The 18724-nt window shown below is 74.1% G+C and carries 21 protein-coding genes; 11 read left to right on the top strand and 10 right to left on the bottom strand.

Annotated features, from left to right (window positions below; translation table 11 throughout):
- Nucleotides 1-43: 43 nt before the first annotated feature.
- The 3 genes from ACFZBX_RS01485 (at nt 44) to ACFZBX_RS01475 (ending at nt 4182) form a co-directional block, all read left to right on the top strand.
- Complete coding sequence (locus ACFZBX_RS01485) at nt 44-1234, top strand: cytochrome P450 (RefSeq protein WP_391530728.1); 1191 nt, start codon at nt 44-46, stop codon at nt 1232-1234.
- Between the two features lie 123 nt (nt 1235-1357).
- On the top strand, nt 1358-3127 hold the full coding sequence (locus ACFZBX_RS01480) for a phytoene desaturase family protein (RefSeq protein ID WP_391530726.1): 1770 nt from the start codon (nt 1358-1360) through the stop codon (nt 3125-3127).
- Nucleotides 3124-4182, top strand: a complete 1059-nt coding sequence (locus ACFZBX_RS01475; protein WP_391530724.1) for an MDR family NADP-dependent oxidoreductase — start codon at nt 3124-3126, stop codon at nt 4180-4182. The genes ACFZBX_RS01480 and ACFZBX_RS01475 overlap by 4 nt, the downstream gene beginning before the upstream one ends.
- A gap of 53 nt (nt 4183-4235) precedes the next feature.
- On the opposite strand, the gene ACFZBX_RS01470 is transcribed toward ACFZBX_RS01475, so the two are convergent.
- The 3 genes from ACFZBX_RS01470 to ACFZBX_RS01460 form a co-directional block, all read right to left on the bottom strand.
- Nucleotides 4236-4814, bottom strand: a complete 579-nt coding sequence (locus ACFZBX_RS01470; RefSeq protein ID WP_391530722.1) for a TrmH family RNA methyltransferase — start codon at nt 4812-4814, stop codon at nt 4236-4238.
- Entirely contained in the window at nt 4811-5455 is a 645-nt protein-coding gene (locus ACFZBX_RS01465) for a class I SAM-dependent methyltransferase (protein WP_391530720.1), read from the bottom strand. The genes ACFZBX_RS01470 and ACFZBX_RS01465 overlap by 4 nt, the downstream gene beginning before the upstream one ends.
- Nucleotides 5456-5581: 126 nt before the next feature.
- Entirely contained in the window at nt 5582-6052 is a 471-nt protein-coding gene (locus ACFZBX_RS01460) for a carboxymuconolactone decarboxylase family protein (protein ID WP_391530719.1), read from the bottom strand.
- Between the two features lie 236 nt (nt 6053-6288).
- Between ACFZBX_RS01460 and ACFZBX_RS01455 the strand changes: the two genes are divergently transcribed.
- Nucleotides 6289-6480, top strand: a complete 192-nt coding sequence (locus ACFZBX_RS01455) for a hypothetical protein (RefSeq protein WP_391530717.1) — start codon at nt 6289-6291, stop codon at nt 6478-6480.
- Nucleotides 6481-6504: 24 nt separating this feature from the next.
- Here the strand turns inward: ACFZBX_RS01455 and ACFZBX_RS01450 are convergent, their stop codons facing one another.
- The gene (locus ACFZBX_RS01450) at nt 6505-8982 is read right to left on the bottom strand and encodes a lysylphosphatidylglycerol synthase domain-containing protein (protein WP_391530715.1); all 2478 of its coding nucleotides are present in this window, start codon (nt 8980-8982) and stop codon (nt 6505-6507) included.
- 76 nt (nt 8983-9058) lie between these two features.
- Between ACFZBX_RS01450 and ACFZBX_RS01445 the strand changes: the two genes are divergently transcribed.
- The 3 genes from ACFZBX_RS01445 (at nt 9059) to ACFZBX_RS01435 (ending at nt 10861) form a co-directional block, all read left to right on the top strand.
- Nucleotides 9059-9325 (top strand): UBP-type zinc finger domain-containing protein, encoded by a 267-nt coding sequence (locus tag ACFZBX_RS01445; protein WP_391530713.1) that lies wholly within the window; start codon nt 9059-9061, stop codon nt 9323-9325.
- 120 nt (nt 9326-9445) lie between these two features.
- The gene (locus ACFZBX_RS01440; RefSeq protein WP_391530712.1) at nt 9446-9724 is read left to right on the top strand and encodes a hypothetical protein; all 279 of its coding nucleotides are present in this window, start codon (nt 9446-9448) and stop codon (nt 9722-9724) included.
- A 132-nt stretch (nt 9725-9856) separates the two neighbouring features.
- Nucleotides 9857-10861: a sigma-70 family RNA polymerase sigma factor gene (locus tag ACFZBX_RS01435; RefSeq protein ID WP_391530711.1), complete on the top strand. Its 1005-nt coding sequence runs from the start codon at nt 9857-9859 to the stop codon at nt 10859-10861.
- On the opposite strand, the gene ACFZBX_RS01430 is transcribed toward ACFZBX_RS01435, so the two are convergent.
- On the bottom strand, nt 10766-11137 hold the full coding sequence (locus tag ACFZBX_RS01430) for an STAS domain-containing protein (RefSeq protein WP_391530709.1): 372 nt from the start codon (nt 11135-11137) through the stop codon (nt 10766-10768). The two genes, ACFZBX_RS01435 and ACFZBX_RS01430, sit on opposite strands and share 96 nt — an antisense overlap.
- 127 nt (nt 11138-11264) lie before the next feature.
- Here ACFZBX_RS01430 and ACFZBX_RS01425 point away from each other — a divergent pair, with 127 nt between their 5' ends.
- The gene (locus tag ACFZBX_RS01425; RefSeq protein WP_391530708.1) at nt 11265-11702 is read left to right on the top strand and encodes an SRPBCC domain-containing protein; all 438 of its coding nucleotides are present in this window, start codon (nt 11265-11267) and stop codon (nt 11700-11702) included.
- Between the two features lie 122 nt (nt 11703-11824).
- Nucleotides 11825-12316: an NUDIX domain-containing protein gene (locus tag ACFZBX_RS01420; RefSeq protein ID WP_391530707.1), complete on the top strand. Its 492-nt coding sequence runs from the start codon at nt 11825-11827 to the stop codon at nt 12314-12316.
- Nucleotides 12317-12372: 56 nt separating this feature from the next.
- Here the strand turns inward: ACFZBX_RS01420 and ACFZBX_RS01415 are convergent, their stop codons facing one another.
- The 5 genes from ACFZBX_RS01415 to ACFZBX_RS01395 form a co-directional block, all read right to left on the bottom strand.
- Nucleotides 12373-13128, bottom strand: coding sequence for a Clp protease N-terminal domain-containing protein (locus tag ACFZBX_RS01415; RefSeq protein WP_391530706.1), 756 nt, complete (start codon nt 13126-13128; stop codon nt 12373-12375).
- A gap of 66 nt (nt 13129-13194) precedes the next feature.
- The gene (locus tag ACFZBX_RS01410) at nt 13195-13899 is read right to left on the bottom strand and encodes a class I SAM-dependent DNA methyltransferase (RefSeq protein WP_391530704.1); all 705 of its coding nucleotides are present in this window, start codon (nt 13897-13899) and stop codon (nt 13195-13197) included.
- Between the two features lie 41 nt (nt 13900-13940).
- Nucleotides 13941-14390 (bottom strand): GNAT family N-acetyltransferase, encoded by a 450-nt coding sequence (locus ACFZBX_RS01405; protein ID WP_391530703.1) that lies wholly within the window; start codon nt 14388-14390, stop codon nt 13941-13943.
- 97 nt (nt 14391-14487) lie between these two features.
- Nucleotides 14488-15228 (bottom strand): tyrosine-protein phosphatase, encoded by a 741-nt coding sequence (locus tag ACFZBX_RS01400; protein WP_391530701.1) that lies wholly within the window; start codon nt 15226-15228, stop codon nt 14488-14490.
- Nucleotides 15229-15348: 120 nt separating this feature from the next.
- Entirely contained in the window at nt 15349-16044 is a 696-nt protein-coding gene (locus ACFZBX_RS01395) for a hypothetical protein (RefSeq protein ID WP_391530700.1), read from the bottom strand.
- A gap of 407 nt (nt 16045-16451) precedes the next feature.
- Between ACFZBX_RS01395 and ACFZBX_RS01390 the strand changes: the two genes are divergently transcribed.
- Both ACFZBX_RS01390 and ACFZBX_RS01385 read left to right on the top strand, forming a co-directional pair.
- On the top strand, nt 16452-17198 hold the full coding sequence (locus tag ACFZBX_RS01390) for an RNA polymerase sigma factor (protein WP_391531036.1): 747 nt from the start codon (nt 16452-16454) through the stop codon (nt 17196-17198).
- Nucleotides 17195-18352, top strand: a complete 1158-nt coding sequence (locus tag ACFZBX_RS01385) for a hypothetical protein (protein ID WP_391530699.1) — start codon at nt 17195-17197, stop codon at nt 18350-18352. The genes ACFZBX_RS01390 and ACFZBX_RS01385 overlap by 4 nt, the downstream gene beginning before the upstream one ends.
- Nucleotides 18353-18724: the final 372 nt, after the last annotated feature.

Below are 18724 nucleotides of genomic sequence, written 5' to 3'. Positions count from 1 at the left end.
CGCCCCGAGCCTGCCCGCCCCCGCACGAGAGACGGATCCGCCCATGCTCCGCCAGCACCCGCCGCTGACCTACCCCTTCGAGCCGAACGGCCTCGAACTCGACCCCCGCTACGCCGAGTTGCGCGAGCAGCCGCTGGTCAGGATCCGGATGCCGTACGGCGACGGCGCCTGGCTGGTCACCCGCTACGAGGACGTCCGGACGGTGCTCGGTGACCCGCGGTTCAGCCTGGCCGCCGCGATGGGCGAGGACCAGCCGCGGATGCGCCCGGTGGCCCGCACCGGCGCCGGCCTGTTCTCCACCGAGCCGCCCGAACACACCCGGCTGCGCTCGCTGGTGGCCAAGGAGTTCAGCGCCCGCCGGGTCGAGGGGCTGCGCGTACGGGCCGGGCAGTTGGCCGACGAGCTGCTCGACGGCATCCTCGCCAAGGGGCAACCGGCGGAGCTGGTCGAGGACTTCGCGATCCCGATGCCGACCACGATCATCTGCGAGGTGCTCGGCATCCCGGCCGAGGACCACCGGATGCTCTGGCGCTGGGCGGAGACGGTGCTGTCCGCCGTCACCCCCGGCGAGGTGCTGGCCGTCGACGGGCAGGCGTTCATCGACTACATGGCCGGGGTGCTGGAGCTGCGCGGCCGCGAGCCCGGTCCGGACCTGCTGACCACGCTGGTCCGGGCCTGCCGGGAGCAGCGGCTGATCAGCGAGGAGGAACTGCTCTCCATCGCCTGCGACCTGCTGATCGCCGGGTTCGTCTCCACCACCAACCAGATCGGCAACTTCTTCCACCAACTGCTGGTGAACCCGGGGGAGTCGGCGCGGCTGCGGGAGCGTCCCGAGGCGATCCCCAAAGCCGTCGAGGAGCTGATGCGCTACGTGCCGCTGCTCACCGGCTTCAGCCTGCCGCGGTACGCCACCGCGGACGTCGAGCTGGGCGGGGTGGTGATCCGGGCCGGCGAGGCGGTGATGATCGCCACCGCCGCCGCCAACCGGGACCCGGAGGTGTTCGAGGAGCCGGAGCGGCTGGTGCTGGACCGGCCGGCCAACCCGCACATCGGCTTCGGCCACGGTGTGCACTACTGCATCGGCGCGCACCTCGCCCGGCTGGAGCTCCAGGTGGCGATCGAGCGGGTGCTGACCCGGCTGCCGGGGCTGCGGCTGGCCGTCCCCGAGCGTGAACTGCGCTGGAAGGAGGACGCCATGGTGAACGGCCTCCAGGCGCTCCCGATCACCTGGTGAGCGGCCGCCGGCCCTACTGACGCCACACCACAGCAAGGCAAGGCACGGCAACGCACACCGAACCACGGCAACGCGCACCGCACCACGGCAACGGCTAGGCAAGGACGACGAGGAAGGCCAGGAATGGCACGGCAGACAGACACCGCGCGCCGGCGGGAGTCGATGATCATCGTCGGCGGCGGGCTCGGCGGCCTGTCCACCGGGTGCTACGCCCGGATGAACGGCTACCGCACCAGGATCTTCGAGATGCACGAGATCCCCGGCGGCTCCTGCACCGGCTGGGACCGCAGCGACTTCACCTTCGACTGGTGCATCAGCTGGCTGCTCGGCAACGGCCCGGGCAACGAGATGTACCAGATCTGGCTCGAACTGGGCGCGCTCCAGGGCAAGGAGATGCGGCACTTCGACGTGTTCAACATCGTCCGGAGCCGGGACGGCCGGGCGGTCTACTTCTACTCCGACCCGGACCGGCTGGAGGCACACCTGCTCGGCCTCTCGCCGGCCGACGCGGTGCCGATCCGGGAGTTCTGCGCGGGCATCCGGACCTTCCGCAAGGCGCTCGCGGCCTACCCCTTCCTCAAGCCGGTCGGGCTGATGGGCCGGCTGGAGCGCTGGCGGATGCTGGCCTCCTTCACGCCGTACTTCAACACCATCCGCAAGTCGATCGCGGTGCTGATGACGGACTTCTCGCAGCGCTTCCGTGACCCGCTGCTGCGCGAGGCGTTCAACTTCATCCTCTACGAGAAGCACCCGGCCTTCCCGGTGCTGCCGTTCTACTTCCAGCTGGCCTCGCACGCCAACCGCGCCGCCGGGGTGCCGGAGGGCGGTTCGCTGGCGCTGGCCCGGTCGATCGAGGAGCGCTACCGCGGGCTCGGCGGCGAGATCACCTACAACGCCAAGGTCGAGGAGATCCTGGTCGAGCGGGACCGCGCGGTGGGCGTGCGGCTCAGCGACGGCCGCGAGTACCGGGCCGACATCGTGGTGTCCGCCGCCGACGGCCACACCACGGTGATGAAGCTGCTCAAGGGCCAGTACCTCAACGACACCTACCGCCGGCTCTACACCTCGCTGATCGACGAGCCCGGTCAGCTGTCGCCCGGCTACGTGGCGCTCTTCCTGGGCCTGCGCAAGCCCTTCCCGGCGGGCGACCCGTGCACCACCTACCTGCTGGGCGAGCGCGAGGCGGCCCAGCTGACCGGGATCCGGTGCCCGTCGATGAACGTCCAGTTCCGCACCAGGCACTACCCGGAGCTGGCACCGGCCGACTCGACCGTGGTGTTCGCGACGTACTTCTCGGACATCGGCCCCTGGCGGGCACTGCACGAGGGCCCCGAGCAGTCCTCCCGGATCCGGCGCGGTGAGGAGCTGCACACCCTGCCGGTCAAGCACGGCCGGGAGTACATGGCGGCCAAGCGGCGGGTCCGCAACGGCATCGTCGGCTTCCTGGACGAGCGCTTCCCCGGCTTCAAGGACGCGGTGGCCGTCGCCGACGTGTCCACCCCGCTCACCCAGGTCCGCTACACCGGCGTCTACGACGGCACCTTCCCCGGCTGGAACCCCTTCGTGGAGGGGGCCGAGACGGTGGAGGAGGAGATCAAGAAGAGCGGTCCGGTGCTGCCCGGGCTCTCGAACTTCTACCTCTCCGGGGTCTGGGCGACCATCGGCGGGCTGATCAGGGCGGCCGCCGCCGGGCGGCACGTCATGCAGTTCATCTGCCGGGACGACGGGCTGGAGTTCACCGCCGAGATCGACCGCACCGCGCCGCCGCCGACGCACCTGGTCATCCCGGTGGGCCGGTCCGCCGAGCCGGCCCGGCGGACGGTGCCGGCGGGCGTCGGGAAGGCGGCACGGACCGAGGACAGCGAGAACGTGGAGACGGGAGCCCTGGCATGAGGATCGAGAAGTGGGTGGTCCGGGAGCACCTGGACGGTGTGCCCGATGTCAACCGGATCTACGAGAAGGTCGTGGAGGACGTCGAGATCGACCTGCGGCCGGACGAGATGCTGTTCCGGACCAGGTACGTCTCGGTGGACCCGTACCAGAACGGGCTGGCGCTGGAGACCCCGGTCGGCCACCACATGGGCGCCGACTCGATCATGGAGGTGGTCGAGGCCGGGCCGGAGGCGGCGTTCGCGGTCGGTGACCTGGTGCAGGGCTTCGGCGGCTGGCGCACCCATGTCGTCCACAACGGCGCCGAGGAGCTGTGGACCACCGGCATCTTCCCGATGGTCTTCCCGGCCTACCGCCGGCTGGACCCGTCCTGGTACGACGAGCGGCTGCCGCTGTCCACCGCCCTCGGCATCATGGGCGCGCCCGGGATGACCGCCTGGGGCACGCTCACCCGCTTCCTGGAGGTCCGCCCCGGCGACACCGTGGTGGTCAGCGGCGCGTCCGGCTCGATCGGCACCCTGGTGGCCCAGTTGGCGAAGCGGGCCGGCGCCGGCCGGGTGGTCGGCACCACCGGCTCGCCGGGCAAGGCCGAGTACCTGCGCGAGCTGGGCTTCGACGAGGTGGTGCTCTACTCGCAGGGCGACGACGCGGAGAAGGCCCGGCAGGCGCTGCTGCTCGCCGCCCCGGACGGCGTCGACCGGTACTTCGACAACCTCGGCGGGACCGTCACGGACGCGGTGTTCACCATGCTGAACGTGGACAGCCGGGTGGCGGTCTGCTGGCAGTGGGCGACCACCGTGAACGGTGAGCTGACCGGGCCGCGGCTGCTGCCGTACATCATGTTCCCGCGCACCACGATCCGCGGGATCTTCGCCCAGGAGTGGTTCACCGAGCCGCTGTTGGCGCAGATGCACCGGGAGCTGGGCGGGCTGGTCGCCGGCGGGGAGATCCGCTACCACCAGACCGTGCACAAGGGCTTCGACGCGATTCCGCAGGCCTACCGGAGCCTCTACCTGGACCGGGAGGCCAACCGGGGCAAGGTGCTGGTGGAGGTGTGAGCCGGTGCCGGGCGGGCGGACGACTCCGTCCGCCCGCCCGGCACCCGGGAACCTCAGTCCTCGTCGAGGCCGTCGAGGCCGCCGGCGTCGGTGCCGTCCGGGGTGCCGGTGAGCGCGTACCCCTGGCGGCGCGCCTCGTAGCAGGCCACCGTGGCGGCGGCGGAGACGTTCAGCGAGCCGACCCGGCCCAGCTGCGGCACGAACACCACCTGGTCGCAGAGGCCGAGCGCCTCCGCCGTCACCCCGCGGTCCTCGTGGCCGAGCACGAAGGCGACCGCCGGGGTCAGCGCGGCGGCGAACATCGGCACCGCCTCGTCCGCGAGCTCCAGGCCGACCACCTTGAAGCCGTCGGCCTTCGCCGCCGCGATCGCCTCGGCGACGGTGGGGAAGTGCTCCACCTTCAGGTACTTGTCGGTGCCCATCGCCGCCTTCTGCGCGCCGGAGGAGCGCACCGACGGGGTGTCACCGGTGAGGTAGAGCTTCTCCGCGCCCATCGCGGCGCCGGTCCGGACGACCGAGCCGACGTTGAACGGCGACTGGAGGTTCTCCAGGATCATCGCGAGCCGGAACTCGTTGCCACGCCGCCACGAGCGGTGCAGCCGCTTCAGTTCGGTCCCGCGGAGCTGCTTCACGACGTCGTCCCTCGTCCACTCTCGGGGCCCTCGCCCGCCGCCGGGCGGGGCCGCGCTTCCAGAATCCGGAACCCGTTGACCGAGGTCAGCCGGGTGGTCGGCCAGCCCTGCTCGTTCAGCCACTTCTGCAGCGAGTCCGAGCCGAGGTGCTTCTGCACCACCAGGAAGGCGGAGCCGTCCGGGGTCAGCCGCCCGAGCCACTGCTCCAGCAGCCGGCGCAGCGCCGCCTTGCCGATCCGGATCGGCGGGTTGGAGTAGATCGCCGCGAACCGCAGGTCGGCGGGGACCTCCTCGGGCAGCGCGGCCTGTACGTTGCCCAGCCCCAGCGACTCGGCGTTGTGCCGGACCAGCTCCAGGGCGCGGCCGTTGACGTCCACCGCCCAGACCGGGAGCCGCTTGCGGCGGCTCGCCCAGGTCAGCGCGATCGGGCCGTAGCCGCAGCCGACGTCCAGGATCGGGCCGCGGACCCGGGGCTGCGGCGCGTGCTCCAGCAGGATCCGGGTGCCGGGGTCCAGCCGGGTGCGGGAGAAGACGCCCGCGTCGGTGGTGAGCTCCAGGGTGAGGTCCGGCAGGGTGACCGTGATCGGACGGCGCTCGCTGGCGACCTCGGGTGCACCGGTGAAGTAGTGCGAGCCGGACATGATTTCCCCGTCGTTCGTAAGGGCCTCGGGGCCACCGGGAGGTGTGGGTAAGCCCTGCTGGTACGGCTCCGATCGTACCCCGGTGTCCGGGAGACCCGGTCTGCCCGAGCGCCCGGCCCGCGGCGGTCAGTGGGTGCCGGGGGTCTTGCGGGTGGCGACGTTGATCCGGTTCCAGGCGTTGATGGTGTAGCAGAGCGAGATCAGCTGGGCCAGCTCCTGCTCCGGGAACAGTTCGGCGGCCCGCCCGTACACCTCGTCGGACACGCCGCCGCCGATGTGGGTGATCTGCTCGGCGAGCGCGAGGGCGGCGCGGTCGCGCTCGCTGTAGACGCCCTCGGGGGCCTCCCGCCAGGCGGGCAGCAGATAGATCCGCTCGTCGCTCTCGCCGGCCTTGCGGGCGTCCTTGACGTGCATGTCCAGGCAGTAGGCGCAGCCGTTGAGCTGGGAGGAGCGGATCTGCACCAGCTCGACGAGGGCCGGGTCGAGGCCCTCCCTGGCGGCGGCGTCCAGCGCGATCATCGCGCGGAAGACCTTGGGGGCGGTGCGGGCGTAGTCGAGGCGGGCGGTGTGCTGCGGGGTGTGCGCGTTCGTCGTCATGGCTATGACCCTAGGAAGCGGGTGAACCCCGCGCGGGGTCCATTCCCGGTCGGTTTCGACGGGTCAATCCGGGTAGGAGGCAACACGCCGACGGGCCGGTGGCGCTTCGCGCCCGGGCGGCGGCCGACGGATACTGCCAGTACCGCACCGGGCAGTCGCCACCGGGTCAGAGGAAGCCTCCGATGAAGTCTCCGATGAAGTCTCCGAGGAACCTTCGAGGAACGAGGACGGACGCCATGCCGCAGAACCACGAGGACTACCTGGACGAGGTCGACGAGGCCGCGGAGCCGGACGAGCAGGCGGTGGAGGACGAGTACGACGAGCTGGCCGAGCGGCGCGCGCTCGGCGCGGACCTGGCCACCGATGTCGCGGACGTCGCCGAGCAGAGCCGGATCGTCCAGCTCGACGAGGACGAGTACCGGGAGTAGCCCCGCGCCGGGGAGGGGCCGGGCTCAGAGCGCCCCGCGGCGCTGGAGCCAGCTGAACGCCGCCCAGCCCGGGAGCACCGGCAGCAGGAAGGTGAGCAGCCGGAAGAGCGTGACGGTGGCCACCGCCCCGCCGTTCTCCATCGAGGTGGTCCACTGCAGGCCGGCCACCAGGGCGCCGTCCACGATTCCGACCCCGCCCGGCGTCGGCGCCGCGCTCCCGGCGGTGTTGCCGACCAGGAACACCACGCCGACCGCGGCGAAGCCCGGCTCCGAGCCGACCGCCCGGGCGGAGCAGTACAGGCAGGCGATCAGCGTGATCGACACCAGCAGCTGCCCGGTGAAGCCGACCGCCAGCCGCCAGGGATTGCGCAGCAGCTCCACCAGCCGGGGCAGCACCTCGGCGGTCAGCGGGCGCAGCCGGGCGGCCAGCCAGCGCCGGGCCGGCGGTACGGCGGACACCGCGGCCAGTAGGACGCCCGCCACGGCGAGGCCGCCGACCACGAACGGCAGGGCCTCCAGCTCGGAGCCGCCGGTCTCCACCCCGGTCAGGTAGACGAAGGCGCCGATCTGGAGCAGGTGCAGCACCAGCCCGAGCAGCTGTCCCACGCCGACGCTGGAGAGCGCCTGCGCGGTCGGGATGCCGGCCCGCTGGAGGAAGCGGGTGTTCAGGGCGACGCCGCCGACCCCGCCGGGGGAGACGAGCTTCACGAAGGAGCCGGCGACCTGGGCGAGCACCGCGTGGCGGAAGTCCAGCCGCTCGGGGACGAAGCCGACGAAGCCCATCGCCCCCATGACGTGGCTGACGGCCGCCGCGAGCAGGGCGAGGACCAGCCAGAACGGGTCGGCGTCGGCGACGGCGGCGATCGGGTTGCGCTCGGTGGCGAAGAACTGCGGCACCAGCAGCCAGCCGGCCACCACGCCGCCGCCGACGGCGAGCAGGGTACGGGGGCGCAGCCGCTCCAGCCGGACCGGGCGGACGGGGGCCTGCGGGCGGCTGCGGAGGACTTCGGCGCGGATCTCCTCCAGCAGGTCGGGCGCGGGTGCTCCGGTCCCCGCGGTCCCCGCGTTCTGCGCGGCCCGTCCGGCCTGCTTGAGGGCGTGCCGGGTGCCGCGGGTCAGCGCGATCGGCTGGAGCAGCGGCAGCGCGGCGGCGACCGCGTCCGGGCCGAGCACCGCCACCGCGGCGCGCACCGACCGCTCGGCCCCGGTGCGCAGCGCGAGCGTGGTGAGCAGCTGGGCGATGTCGCTGCGCAGCACCAGTTCGCCCGCCGCGATGTCGCCGTCCGCGAGGCCCACCAGGTGCACCGCGCCCGCCGCATCGACCAGCAGCGCGGAGGGCACCAGCGCGCGGTGCGCGATCGCCCGCCGCTGGAGCAGGGCCAGCTGGCCCCAGGCGTCGGCGAGCAGCGCGTCGGTGAGCTCCTCGTCGGCCAGCTCGTCCAGGGCGCGGCCGGGCAGCCGCTGGTAGGCGACCAGCGCGGTGTCCGGGCCGAGTTCGGCGGTGGCGGCGACCGGGCGGGTGCGGACCCCGGCGGCGACGGCCGCGTAGGAGACCAGCGCCTCGTGCTCCAGTCCGGTGCGCAGCGAGCGCAGGGCGCGCGGGTGCGGGGCGGTGCGCAGCCGCAGCCGCCGCCAGGCCCGCTGCACCAGGGCGGCGGTGACCGCCTGCCGGTCGAGCAGCTGGACGTCCAGCTCGGGGCGGCCGTCCTGCTGGCGGACCAGGTAGCGGTCCTGGCCGGCCGGGGTGGCGGCGACCGGGCGCAGGCCGGCCTCGCGCAGGCTGTGCAGCAGCTGGGCGGGCCGGGGGCGCGGGTCCGGGGTGCCGACGGCCCAGCGGGTGCCGTGGGCGGCCGTCCAGCCGATCAGCACCCCCAGGAGCAGGGCGGTCGGGGTGGCGGCCCCGCCGGCGAGCCCGGCCAGCGCGGAGAGGGCGAGGACGGTCCGCGGCACCCGGCGTTCGCGGGCCGCGGAGGCGATGAGGAAGGCCAGGACCGGGGCGAGGTGGCCGTAGACCGGCTCGGTGCGGGCCAGCGGGTCGCCGGGCAGCGGCTGGGTGAGCGCGGAGACCAGGGAGAACGGCGCGGGCCCGTCGATCCACAGGTCCAGGGCGAGTGAGGCGCCGTAGGCGAGGACGGCGGCCAGCACGCCGTCGGCGAGCTGCTGGAGGACGTGCCGCCGGTCGGCCGTCGGGCGCAGCAGCCGTCGGGCGGCGGAGAGCACGGGCAGGAGCAGCAGCGCGGCGGTGGTGAGGCCGGTGGCGACGCCGCCCAGTGGGTGCGGCACGAGTGCGGCGGCCGCGGCGACGTCCTCGGCGAGGCCGCTGGTGGTGGCGCGGGCGTAGTCGGCGCAGAGCAGGGCCAGGGCGATCACGGTGAGGCCGGCGAGCAGCCGGATCAGTGCCGCGGGCTGCCGGATCCGGCCGGTCCCGGATATGCCGGACGGCGGGGGGTCCCCCGTGTCGCTGGTCGTGCCAACCGTCGTGCTCCCCGTTGTTTCCGCCACTGGGGCATGGTCCCACGGGCCCTCGGGCGCGTGTCCCGGGGAGCGGGCCGGGCCCGGCGTCACTACTGTGCGTTCCATGAGCGCCTGCGAAGACCTCGCCGCCGCACCCCGGGACATCGCGCCCCGGCCGCCCGTCGACGGCTGCGCCGACTGCCTGGCCCAGGGGCGCCGGGACTGGGTGCACCTGCGGCTCTGCCTGGACTGCGGCCACATCGGCTGCTGCGACTTCTCGCCGCAGCGGCACGCCACCGCGCACTTCCACGAAAGCTCGCACCCGGTGATCCGGTCCTACGAGCCGGGAGAGGACTGGCGGTGGTGTTTCGTCCATGACCTCATGGGGTGACCGGGTTGACGTTCCGGCGGCCATGGGTTGAGGTGTAATCCCCGACCAATCGGGACATAACGCCCGTGCGGCCCCCGGCCGGGTTCCGTCCGGCCGGCGGCCACCGAAGGGAGGCCGACGATGACCAAGCGAACAGCGGGAAGCCCGTCCAGGCTCCGCAGCGGTGCCCAGGAGCTGCTGGAGCGCCGGGGCATGGCGACGACGCCGGACACGCTCCCGCCGAGGCTGCGCACCGCGACCCCGCAGTCCGCCGCCGCCGGTGCCGGGACCGCGGGCGGCGCCTCCTTCCGGCACGGTGGGCGGGACGCGGCGACGGCGGTCCCGCACTCCGCGCCCGCGCAGCATGCCGAACTCAAGGGGCACCGGCACCGCGGTGCCGAGAAGCACAGCGCGCACTGAGCGCCCAACGCGCCCCGGCCGCCGTCCTGACCCGTGTTCAGGACGGCGGCCGAGGGCGCGCGGTGGCGTTGTCAGTGCGCTGCGGTACCTTTCCCGGTGATCGACGACAGCAGGTGAGCGGGGGCGCGGACGATGACCGGGCTGATGACCGGGCTGATGACCGGGCCGATGACGGAGGAGCCGGTCGAGCTCCAGCTGGAGCGGTACCGGACGGAGCTGACCGGGTACTGCTACCGCATGCTCGGATCGGTCTTCGAGGCCGAGGACGCGGTGCAGGACACCATGGTCCGCGCCTGGCGCGGGTACCGGGGCTTCGAGGGCCGCGCCGCGCTGCGCTCCTGGCTCTACCGGATCGCCACCAACGTCTGCCTGGATGCGCTGAACGGCCGCAACGCCCGGGCCCGGCCGATGGACCTGGCGGGCCCGTCCACCGTGGCCACCGCGACCGACGCCCAGTTGCCCGAGGTCACCTGGATCGGCCCGACTCCGGACGGCCGGGTGCTGCCCGAGACCGGCGACCCGGCCGAGGTGGCCGCGCAGCGCGAGTCGGTGCGGCTGGCCTTCGTCGCCGCGCTCCAGCGGCTGGCGCCCCGGCAGCGGGCGGTGCTGATCCTGCGCGAGGTGCTCGGCTGGCGGGCCAACGAGGTGGCCGAACTGCTCGGCGTGACCGTCGCCTCGGTGAACAGCGCGCTCCAGCGGGCCCGCGCCGCGCTCGCCGCCGACCCGGCCGCGTCCCGGCCGGCGGCGGGGCTGGACGAGGACCACCGGGCACTGCTGGCCCGGTACGTCACCGCCTTCGAGGCGTACGACATGGACGGCCTGGCGGCGCTGCTGCACGAGGACGTCACGCTCAACATGCCGCCGTTCGCGCTCTGGCTGACCGGGCACGCGGACATCCGGGAGTGGATGCTGGGGCCCGGCCACGGCTGCCGGGGCTCACGGCTGGTGCCGGTGGAGGCCAACGGCGGTCCCGCGTTCGGCCAGTACCGGCCGAGCCCGGACGGCGGGCACGAGCCGTGGGCGCTGATCGTGCTGGAGGTGTCAGCGGGCCGGATCACCGGGCTCACCAACTTCCTCGACACCGACGTGCTGTTCCCGCTCTTCGGCCTGCCGCCGCGGCCGGCGGCCGGGGAGTAGCCCCGCGGCGTCCTCCTCGACGCCGTCCTCCTCCTCGGCGGGGAGGACGGCGGCCAGCCCGCTGAACGCGAGCAGTTCGCGCAGTGGGCCGCTCGCGTTGCGCAGCACGAGACGCACCCCGTGCCGGCCGGCGGCGAGCCGCAGCCGGGCCAGTGCGTCGACGACGGCCAGGTCGGGGGTGGTCAGGGCGCCGAGGTCGCAGCTCAGCGGACGGTCGGCGGGTGCTTCCGGTCGGGTCTTCACGGAGGTGAGACCGGTGCGGCGGACGGGGCTCATCGGCCCGGCGGAAAGATTCCGGAAAAAACTTCGCCGGGGAGCGATGAGTTTCCGGCGCGCCCCCGGTCTACCCCTGTGAAAGCGCGGCACCGAGCGGCGCGTCCACCGAACAGAGGGAACCACCACCATGACCGAGAACCTCGGCACCCTGTCCATCGTCCGCGAGCTGCCGGCCACCCCGGCCGAGGTCTTCCGGGCGTACGTCGAGCCGGAGCAGTTCGTCCGCTTCTGGGGCCCGGTCGGCACCCACGTGCCGCTGGACACCGTGACCATCGAGCCGGAGGTGGGCGGGCGCTTCGACAGCACGATGGTGATCGAGGCGACCGGCGACCGCTACCCGCTGAGCGGCCGCTTCACCGCGATCCGCGCGGGCGAGATGCTGGAGTTCGTCGAGGAGGGCGTCGGCCTCACCGGCCGGATCACCCTCACCGACCTCGGCGACGGCCGCACCCGGGTGCTCATGGAGCAGGAGAACGTGCCGGCGATGTTCCTGGGCCCGGAGGCGGAGGCCGGCCACAACTCCAGCTTCGACCGGCTGGTCGAGCACCTGTCCGCCCGGAGCTGACCGTTCGGGAGCCGACCGTCCGGGGCCGGCGGAACGGGGGGCTGCGGAACGGGGGGCCGGCGGAGCGGGGGCTGGCAGAGTGGGGGCGCACCCCCGTCCCCACGCCCCAGGAGGCCCCCGCCGTGTCGGTCGAGCCGTTGAAGTCCCGTGAAGAGTGGTTGGCCTCGCTGCCGCGGATCTACGCGGCGGCGGGGTGCGTCCTGCGGGACGCCTCCGGGCGGATCCTGCTGGTCAAGGCGGGATACCGGGAGCACTGGCAGTTCCCCGGCGGCACCGTCGACCTGGGGGAGGGGCCGGCCGAGTGCGCGGCCAGGGAACTGCTGGAGGAGACCGGCATCGTCCGGGAGGCCGGGGACCTGCTGGCCATCTCCTGGACCCACCCGTCGGACGAACTCGACCACCCGGCCGAGCACTTCCTCTTCGACTTCGGCAGCGTCCCGGACGGCACCCCCGTGACCGTCCCGGCCGGCGAGCTGGACGACCACCGCTGGGTCGGCGATGACGAGGCGCTCGAACTGCTGGGCCCGGCCCGCTCGTTGCGGCTGCGCGCGGCCCTGGAGGCGAAGCGGGACGGGCGGGTGCGGATCGTCACCACCCATGTGTCGGGCTTCTGACCCGCCGGTGGTGTTCCGGGGCCGCACCCGTCCCGCACGGCCCCGGAACGGCTTGTTCAGTCCTGCTGCTGGTCGCCGCTGCTCGACGCGATGAAGGCGGCCAGGAGTTCGGCGACGAACCGCTCGGTCTCCGCCTTCTCCACGCCGAGGTCGTTCAGCACCCCGGCGCCGTTCTCCAACTCCAGCAGGGCCAGCAGGATGTGCTCGGTGCCGACGTAGTTGTGGCCGAGCTTCAGCGCCTCCCGGAAGGTCAGCTCCAGGGCCTTCTTGCCCCGGGTGTCGTAGGGGATGAGCGCCGGGACCTCGGCGCCGGGGGCGGGCAGCACGGCGGCGGCGGCCATGCGGAGCGCCTCCGGGGTGACGCCCTGGGCGGCGAGCGCCCGCACGGCCAGGCCGTCCGGCTCGGCGAGCAGGCCGAGCAGCAGGTGCTCGGCGCCGATCTCGGCGTTGCCGGCCTGCCGGGCCTCCTCCTGCGAGGCCATCACGACGTGCCGGGCCCGGTCGGTGAACCGGCCGAAGCCCTGGCTCGGGTCGAGGTCGTTGGGGGTGGCCGGGTCCTTGGGGACGAAGCGCTTCTGGGCGGCCTGCTTGCTGACGCCCATGCTGCGGCCGATGTCGGTCCAGGAGGCGCCGGAGCGGCGGGCCTGGTCGACGAAGTGGCCGATGAGGTGGTCGGCGAGTTCACCGAGGTGGTCGCCGGCGATGACGGCGTCGGAGAGCTGGTCGAGCGCGTCGGTGTGGAGCTTCTTGATCGCGTCGATCAGGTCGTCGAGGCGCAGCTGAGTGGTCTTGGGGACGATCGGATTCTCCATAGCGTCAACCGTAGGTTGTCGATTCGGGATCGTCAACCTTGGGTTGACGCTAGGGCGAGTTGGCCGCTACCGCCTCTCCCACACGTACGCCGCCGAAACCGGGTGGCTGCGGTACTTCTCCCACTTCGGCTTGAGCGCGATCCAGGCGTCGTCCACCACCGCCTCCCGCATCTCGACCAGCGTCCAGCCCGCCGCCAGGCCGGCCGTGAGGTGGTCGGAGACCAGGTGGACGTGCGTGGTGATGGCGATGTCCGCGCCGTCCGCGCCGGTGAAGTGGGTCGGCATGCCGGCGGCCATGATGAAGTACGGGTGCAGTCCGACCAGGACGCAGCGACCGCCGGGGCGGGCCAGCCGGAAGGCCTCGCGGTAGTAGGGGCGGAGGTCGGCCAGGTGCTCGTCGATCAGCGAGGAGACCACCAGGTCGTAGGCGCCGGCTTCGAGCCCCGTGGCGGCGACGTCGCCCTCCTTCAGGCTGTCGTGGGCGCCGCGCTCCCCGGCGCGCGCCAGCATCTCGGGGGTGAGGTCCACCCCGTCCAGCACCAGGCCGTCGCCGGCCCTCCCGCGCAGCCAGGCGCCGGTCCGCCCGGTGCCGCACCCGAGGTCGGCGGCCCGGCGGACCTCCGGCCAGGGCGGTGTCGCGAGCCGGTCCAGGACGGCGAGGTCCATCGCGTCCTCGACGGTCTGCTCATAGCTGTCGACCCAGCCGGCGTAACCGGTCCGGACGTCCACGGTCGGGTAGTTGCGGGTGTCGAAGTCGGAGAAGTCCACCATGCCCGGCAGTATTGGGCGCCGCCCCGGTCGGCCGCGAACGATTATCGGAGCGTCAGTTTGAATCCGTCGTGGCTGCGGTCGAAGCCGAGCGAGCCGTAGAACCGGTGCGCCCCGGTCCGCCGCTTGTTGCTGGTGAGCTGGACGAGCGTGCAGCCGCGCGCCCGCGCCCGTTCGATCGCCCGGTCCATCAACTCCCGCCCCAGCCCGGCCCCGCGCCGGTCCGCCCGCACCCGGACCCCCTCGATCAGCGCCCGCTCCGACCCGCCCCGCCCGAGCCCCGGGATGTACGTCACCTGGAGGTATCCGAGCACCGTCCCGTCCCCCTCGTCGAGCACCAGCATCTCGTTGCGCGGATCGGCGTCGATGTCGGCGAAGGCCCGGGCGTACGCCTCGCCCACCTCGACGGAGGCCGGATCGGTCACGCCCGCCTCGTCGGTGAGCAGCGCGATGACGGCGGGCAGGTCCCGGCGGGTGGCGGTTCGGAGGATCACGCCCGGAGTCTGCCAGAGCGCGGAGTCTGCCAGGGCGCGGAGCCGGTGCCGGAGCGGGAAGTCGGGCGGGCCGACCTCCCGCTCCCCGGATGTCCCGTCAGGAGGGCAGCAGACGGGCGCGGACGGCTGCGAGGTCGGTGGGGGTGACACCGGCGGCGAGGAGGTAGGAGGCGGGGGTGAAGCCGGTGAGGGTGGCGGCGAGGGCGGCTTCGGCGGTGGTGCCGGCCTCGGCGAGGGCGGCGTCGATGCGGTGGAACGGGTCGGGCAGGCCGAGCATGCCGTAGAGGGGGCGGACGTTGGGGGTGCTCAGCAGGTAGTCGGCGACGATCTCGGCGGGCTCGACATCGGCGAGGGCGAGCAGCAGGAGGGCGGCGAGGCCGGTGCGGTCGCGGCCGGCGCCGCAGTGGACGACCACGCCGCCGGGGCGGGCGCCGGCGATCGTGGTGATCAACTCGGCGGCGGCGTGCGGGCAGTGGTCGAGGTAGGGGCGCAGGGCGAGCGGGGTGCCGTCGAGGTGGCCGTAGGCCTGCCACCAGGCGGGGCCGGCGAGTTCGTCCAGGGGGACGCGGATCAGTTCGACGCCCTCGGGGAGCGGGAGGAGCGGCTTGTACTCCTCGGCGTTGCGCAGGTCGACGACGGTGTGCACGCCGTGGTCCAGGAGGGCGTCCCGCCCTTCGGCGGTGAGGCGGTCCAGGTTGTCGGCGCGGACGATCGCGCCGGGGGCGGTCCGGGTGCCGGTGGTGGTGCGCAGCCCGCCCAGGTCGCGGACGTTGAGGCAGCCGTCCCAGACCAGGGTGCGGTCCTCGGTGGTGGTGGCGCGCGCGTCGGCCCGGCTCATCGGTTCCCCGTTTCCTTGACGAGGGGGTCCCGTTACCCCCTCGTTATGCGAGGACTTCCGGTGAAGCCGGATGGTTCCTGTGATGGTCGGATGATCAGTGGCGCGGAGTCCGGGGCCGCGTCAGGGGTGGTCGAAGTCCCAGAGCGGCCGGCCGAGGGTGTCCACGCACCGCACGACGGCGAAGAACCCGCCCCCGGCCGAGAGGAAGCCGTGGGCGACGCCGCGCAGCACGGTGCGCGCGGCCGCGTCCGCCCGCGTCCAGGCGCCGGTGAGGACGAGTGCCCCGCCGATCAGCTCGGCGCGCTGGATCCGGGCCACCGGGACGGCCAGCAGGGCGGCGTTGACCTGTTCGAGCTCGGCGGGGGAGAGGTAGGTCTCGCCGGCCGCGGCGCCGCGCTCCCGTTCGGCCCGGCGGCGCAGCTCGGGCAGTCCGTAGTGGCGGACGGCGGCCACCGAGTCGTCCAGGGCGACCCGCCAGCGCGGGCCGGGCAGCACCTCCCACCAGACGTCCTCGCAGACCGGCAGCAGTTCGCCGATCCGGGCCCGCCAGGACTCGATGCCGTAGACGGCGCGCGGGTCGGGGCGGGGGCCGGGGAAGGCCGCGGCGGTCCAGTCGGCGCGGTGCGTCAGGCTCAGGTCGAAGGTGTAGCGGAGCCGGCCGCCGGCGCGCTGCTCGACCAGGCCGAGCAGCGCCCAGTGGGTCGGGTCGGGGAGGCTGAAGGTCCGCCGCCAGCCGGTGAGGCCCAGCAGGCGGAGGGTGGGCGCGAGGTGGTCGCGCAGGCCGCGCTCGAAGAGCTCGTGGGCAGCGGAGGTCATGGCGTTCCTGGGGGTGGGGGAGCGGCCGGCGGCACCTGCGGCACGGGGGAGGTGGTGGGGCGCGAGGCGGCGGCGAGAATGGATCGTTCACCTACAACGTAGGCGACAAGGCCATTCTGGTGTCATATGCGAAGGTCGGGACCTCTCGGGACCTTCGACCTGAAGGTGGCATGGGGGGTGATCCGCGTTCCGGTCGCCGTCCGCCGGGTTGCGGACGGAGTGCCGCGGGACGGTCCCGGCCCCATGGCACGGGACGTTCGCCCGAATGGCGGATGATGTGGCGGGTGCAGAGTGCAGAACGCCCCGGAGCGGGCACCGACAACGCGGTCGGCCGGTCCGGACCGGCCCCGACGTCCGGACCGCCACCAGGCCCGCCCGCGGGCGGCGCGACCACCACCCCCGTCGATCTGACCGAGGCCGTCAGGGCGGCGCAGGGCGGGGACGAGGAGGCCTTCCGGCTGCTGTTCCGGAGCGTCCAGCCGGGCCTGCTCCGCTACCTGCGGGTGCTGGTCGGAGGCAGGCCCGAGGACGCCCAGGACGCCGAGGACATCGCCTCCGAGGCCTGGCTGCAGATCGCCCGCGACCTCGGCTCCTTCACCGGCGACGGCGACGGCTTCCGCGGCTGGGCGGCGACCGTCGCGCGCAACCGGGCGCTGGACCACCTGCGGGCCCGCCGTCGCCGGCCGGTCACCGACCTGCCCTTCGAGTACCTGTCCGGGCTGGCCGGCGGGGACGACACCGCGGGCGCGGCACTCGCCTCGGTCGGCACCGCGGACGCGCTGGCGCTGATCTCCCGGCTGCCCCGGGACCAGGCCGAGGCGGTGCTGCTGCGGGTGGTGATGGAGCTGGACGCGGAGAGCGCCGCCCAGGTGCTCGGCAAACGCTCCGGCTCCGTCCGGATGGCCGCGCACCGGGGTCTGAAGCGGCTCGCCAAGCTGCTGGAGCAGTCGTTCCCGGCGAACGCGGGCGGCCCCGGCATCCCGGCCGCGCGGCGCGGCGGGGACGGTGCTCCGGCGGGCGGTCCGGCCGGCGGTCAGGCCGGGGGGCCGACCGGCGGTGGGGCGGCCCGGAAGGGGCTCGGACGGGCCGCGAAAAAAAATTCTCCGCAGGGTGTGACAGAACGCCGGGCCGCGACGCTGAAGGACATGAGATGAGCACCAACCGATCCCGTCGGATCGACCGTGACACCGCCGAGCACCTGCTCGCCGGTGCCGTGGGCGGCCCGTCGGCCGGGCGGGACGCCTCGCTCACCGGCCCGGACGGCAGCACCGGGCACGCGGGACCCCTTCCGCCCGGCAACGGGCCGCAGGAGCGGGTCGCCCGGGTGCTCGCCGCCGCCGCGGCGCCGGCGGAGCAGGGTGAACTGGCCGGGGAGGAGGCGGCCCTGGCCGCGTTCCGGGAGGCCCGTCTCGCGCCCGTCCCCGCAGTACCCGCCGCACCCGCACCCGTTCGGAGACGTTCGATGGCAACCGCCGCGCTGACGAGGACCTTCAGTACGAAGGCCGCCGTCGTCGTGCTCGGCGCCACGGCGCTCGGCGGGGTCGCGGTCGCGGCCGGCACGGGCAACCTGCCCTCGCCGCTGGGCGGCGGTTCGAACACGCCGGAGCGGCACGTGGTCGTCCCCGTGACGTCCGCTCCGCAGAGCGCGGCCGGGACCCGCTCCGGAACGCCGTCGGCGGAGCCGTCCACCGTCGGTAAGGCCGGGGGAGCGACCGGCGGTCCGTCGAGCGCCCCGGCCACCCCCGATCCGGCCCCCTCCGCGCCCTCCGCGCCCTCCGCGCCGGCCGACCGGCCGACGGCGTCGCAGCCGCCCGCCGTCACGCCGGGGGACGGGCGCGGCCCGTCGAACCCGGTGGCCCACGCGGCGCTCTGCAAGGCGTTCTCCGACCGGGAGGGCAAGGGCGAGCGCCCGCGCACGCTGGTCACCGACCCCCAGTTCGGCGGGCTGGTCGCCGCGGCCGGCGGAGTGGACAAGGTGGCGGAGTACTGCGCCCGGCTGCTGCGCGGCGCGGGCGACGACGGCCGCCAGGGCACTCCGGCACCGTCCCGGTCCGGCGCCGCGAGCTCCGGGACCTCCGGAGGCGGCGGGAGCGGCGGGACCGGCAACGGCCAGGGCACCGGCGGTTCCGGCGGCAACGGCCAGGGCGGTCAGGGGAGTAACGGTCAGGGCACCAACGGCCAGGGCACCGGCCGGGAATCGAAGGCGGCCACCGCGCCGCCCACGGCGGTCACCCCGGACGTGCCGGGGCCGGTGCTGACCGACCGGTCGGACAGCACCGGCGGCAACACCCCGGGCAACCCGAGGTGACCCACGATCTCCGGATGGGCGGCGAGCGAATCCCCCCGGGCCCGTCGCCCATCCGGACCGCACCACCGCAGTAGCGCAGGACCCGCACCACCGCAGAAACCGCAGTAGCCGCAGTACCCCGCTCCACCCGAGGACCCCGGGTGGCCGGCCGGCTCCCCCGTGCCAGTCGTCCACCCGGCCGGTCCCGGACGGTCCCGCGGGCGCACCCCGGAACGCGCCCGCAGGACCGTCCGGACCGGACCCCGCCGGCCCGCCCGCCCGCAGTCAGGGCGGGCCGGCACCCCGCTCGACCAGTCCGACCAGGACCGATCGTGACCGTCGTCCCCGTACGACCACGAGCCGGCGGTCGGGGATCCGCTGCCCGGTTCCCCG

Source organism: Kitasatospora sp. NPDC008115, assembly GCF_042957205.1.
Taxonomy (GTDB): Bacteria; Actinomycetota; Actinomycetes; order Streptomycetales; family Streptomycetaceae; genus Kitasatospora.
Note: the sequence above shows the minus strand (reverse complement) of the source record. Positions and strands in the feature narration are given on the sequence as shown.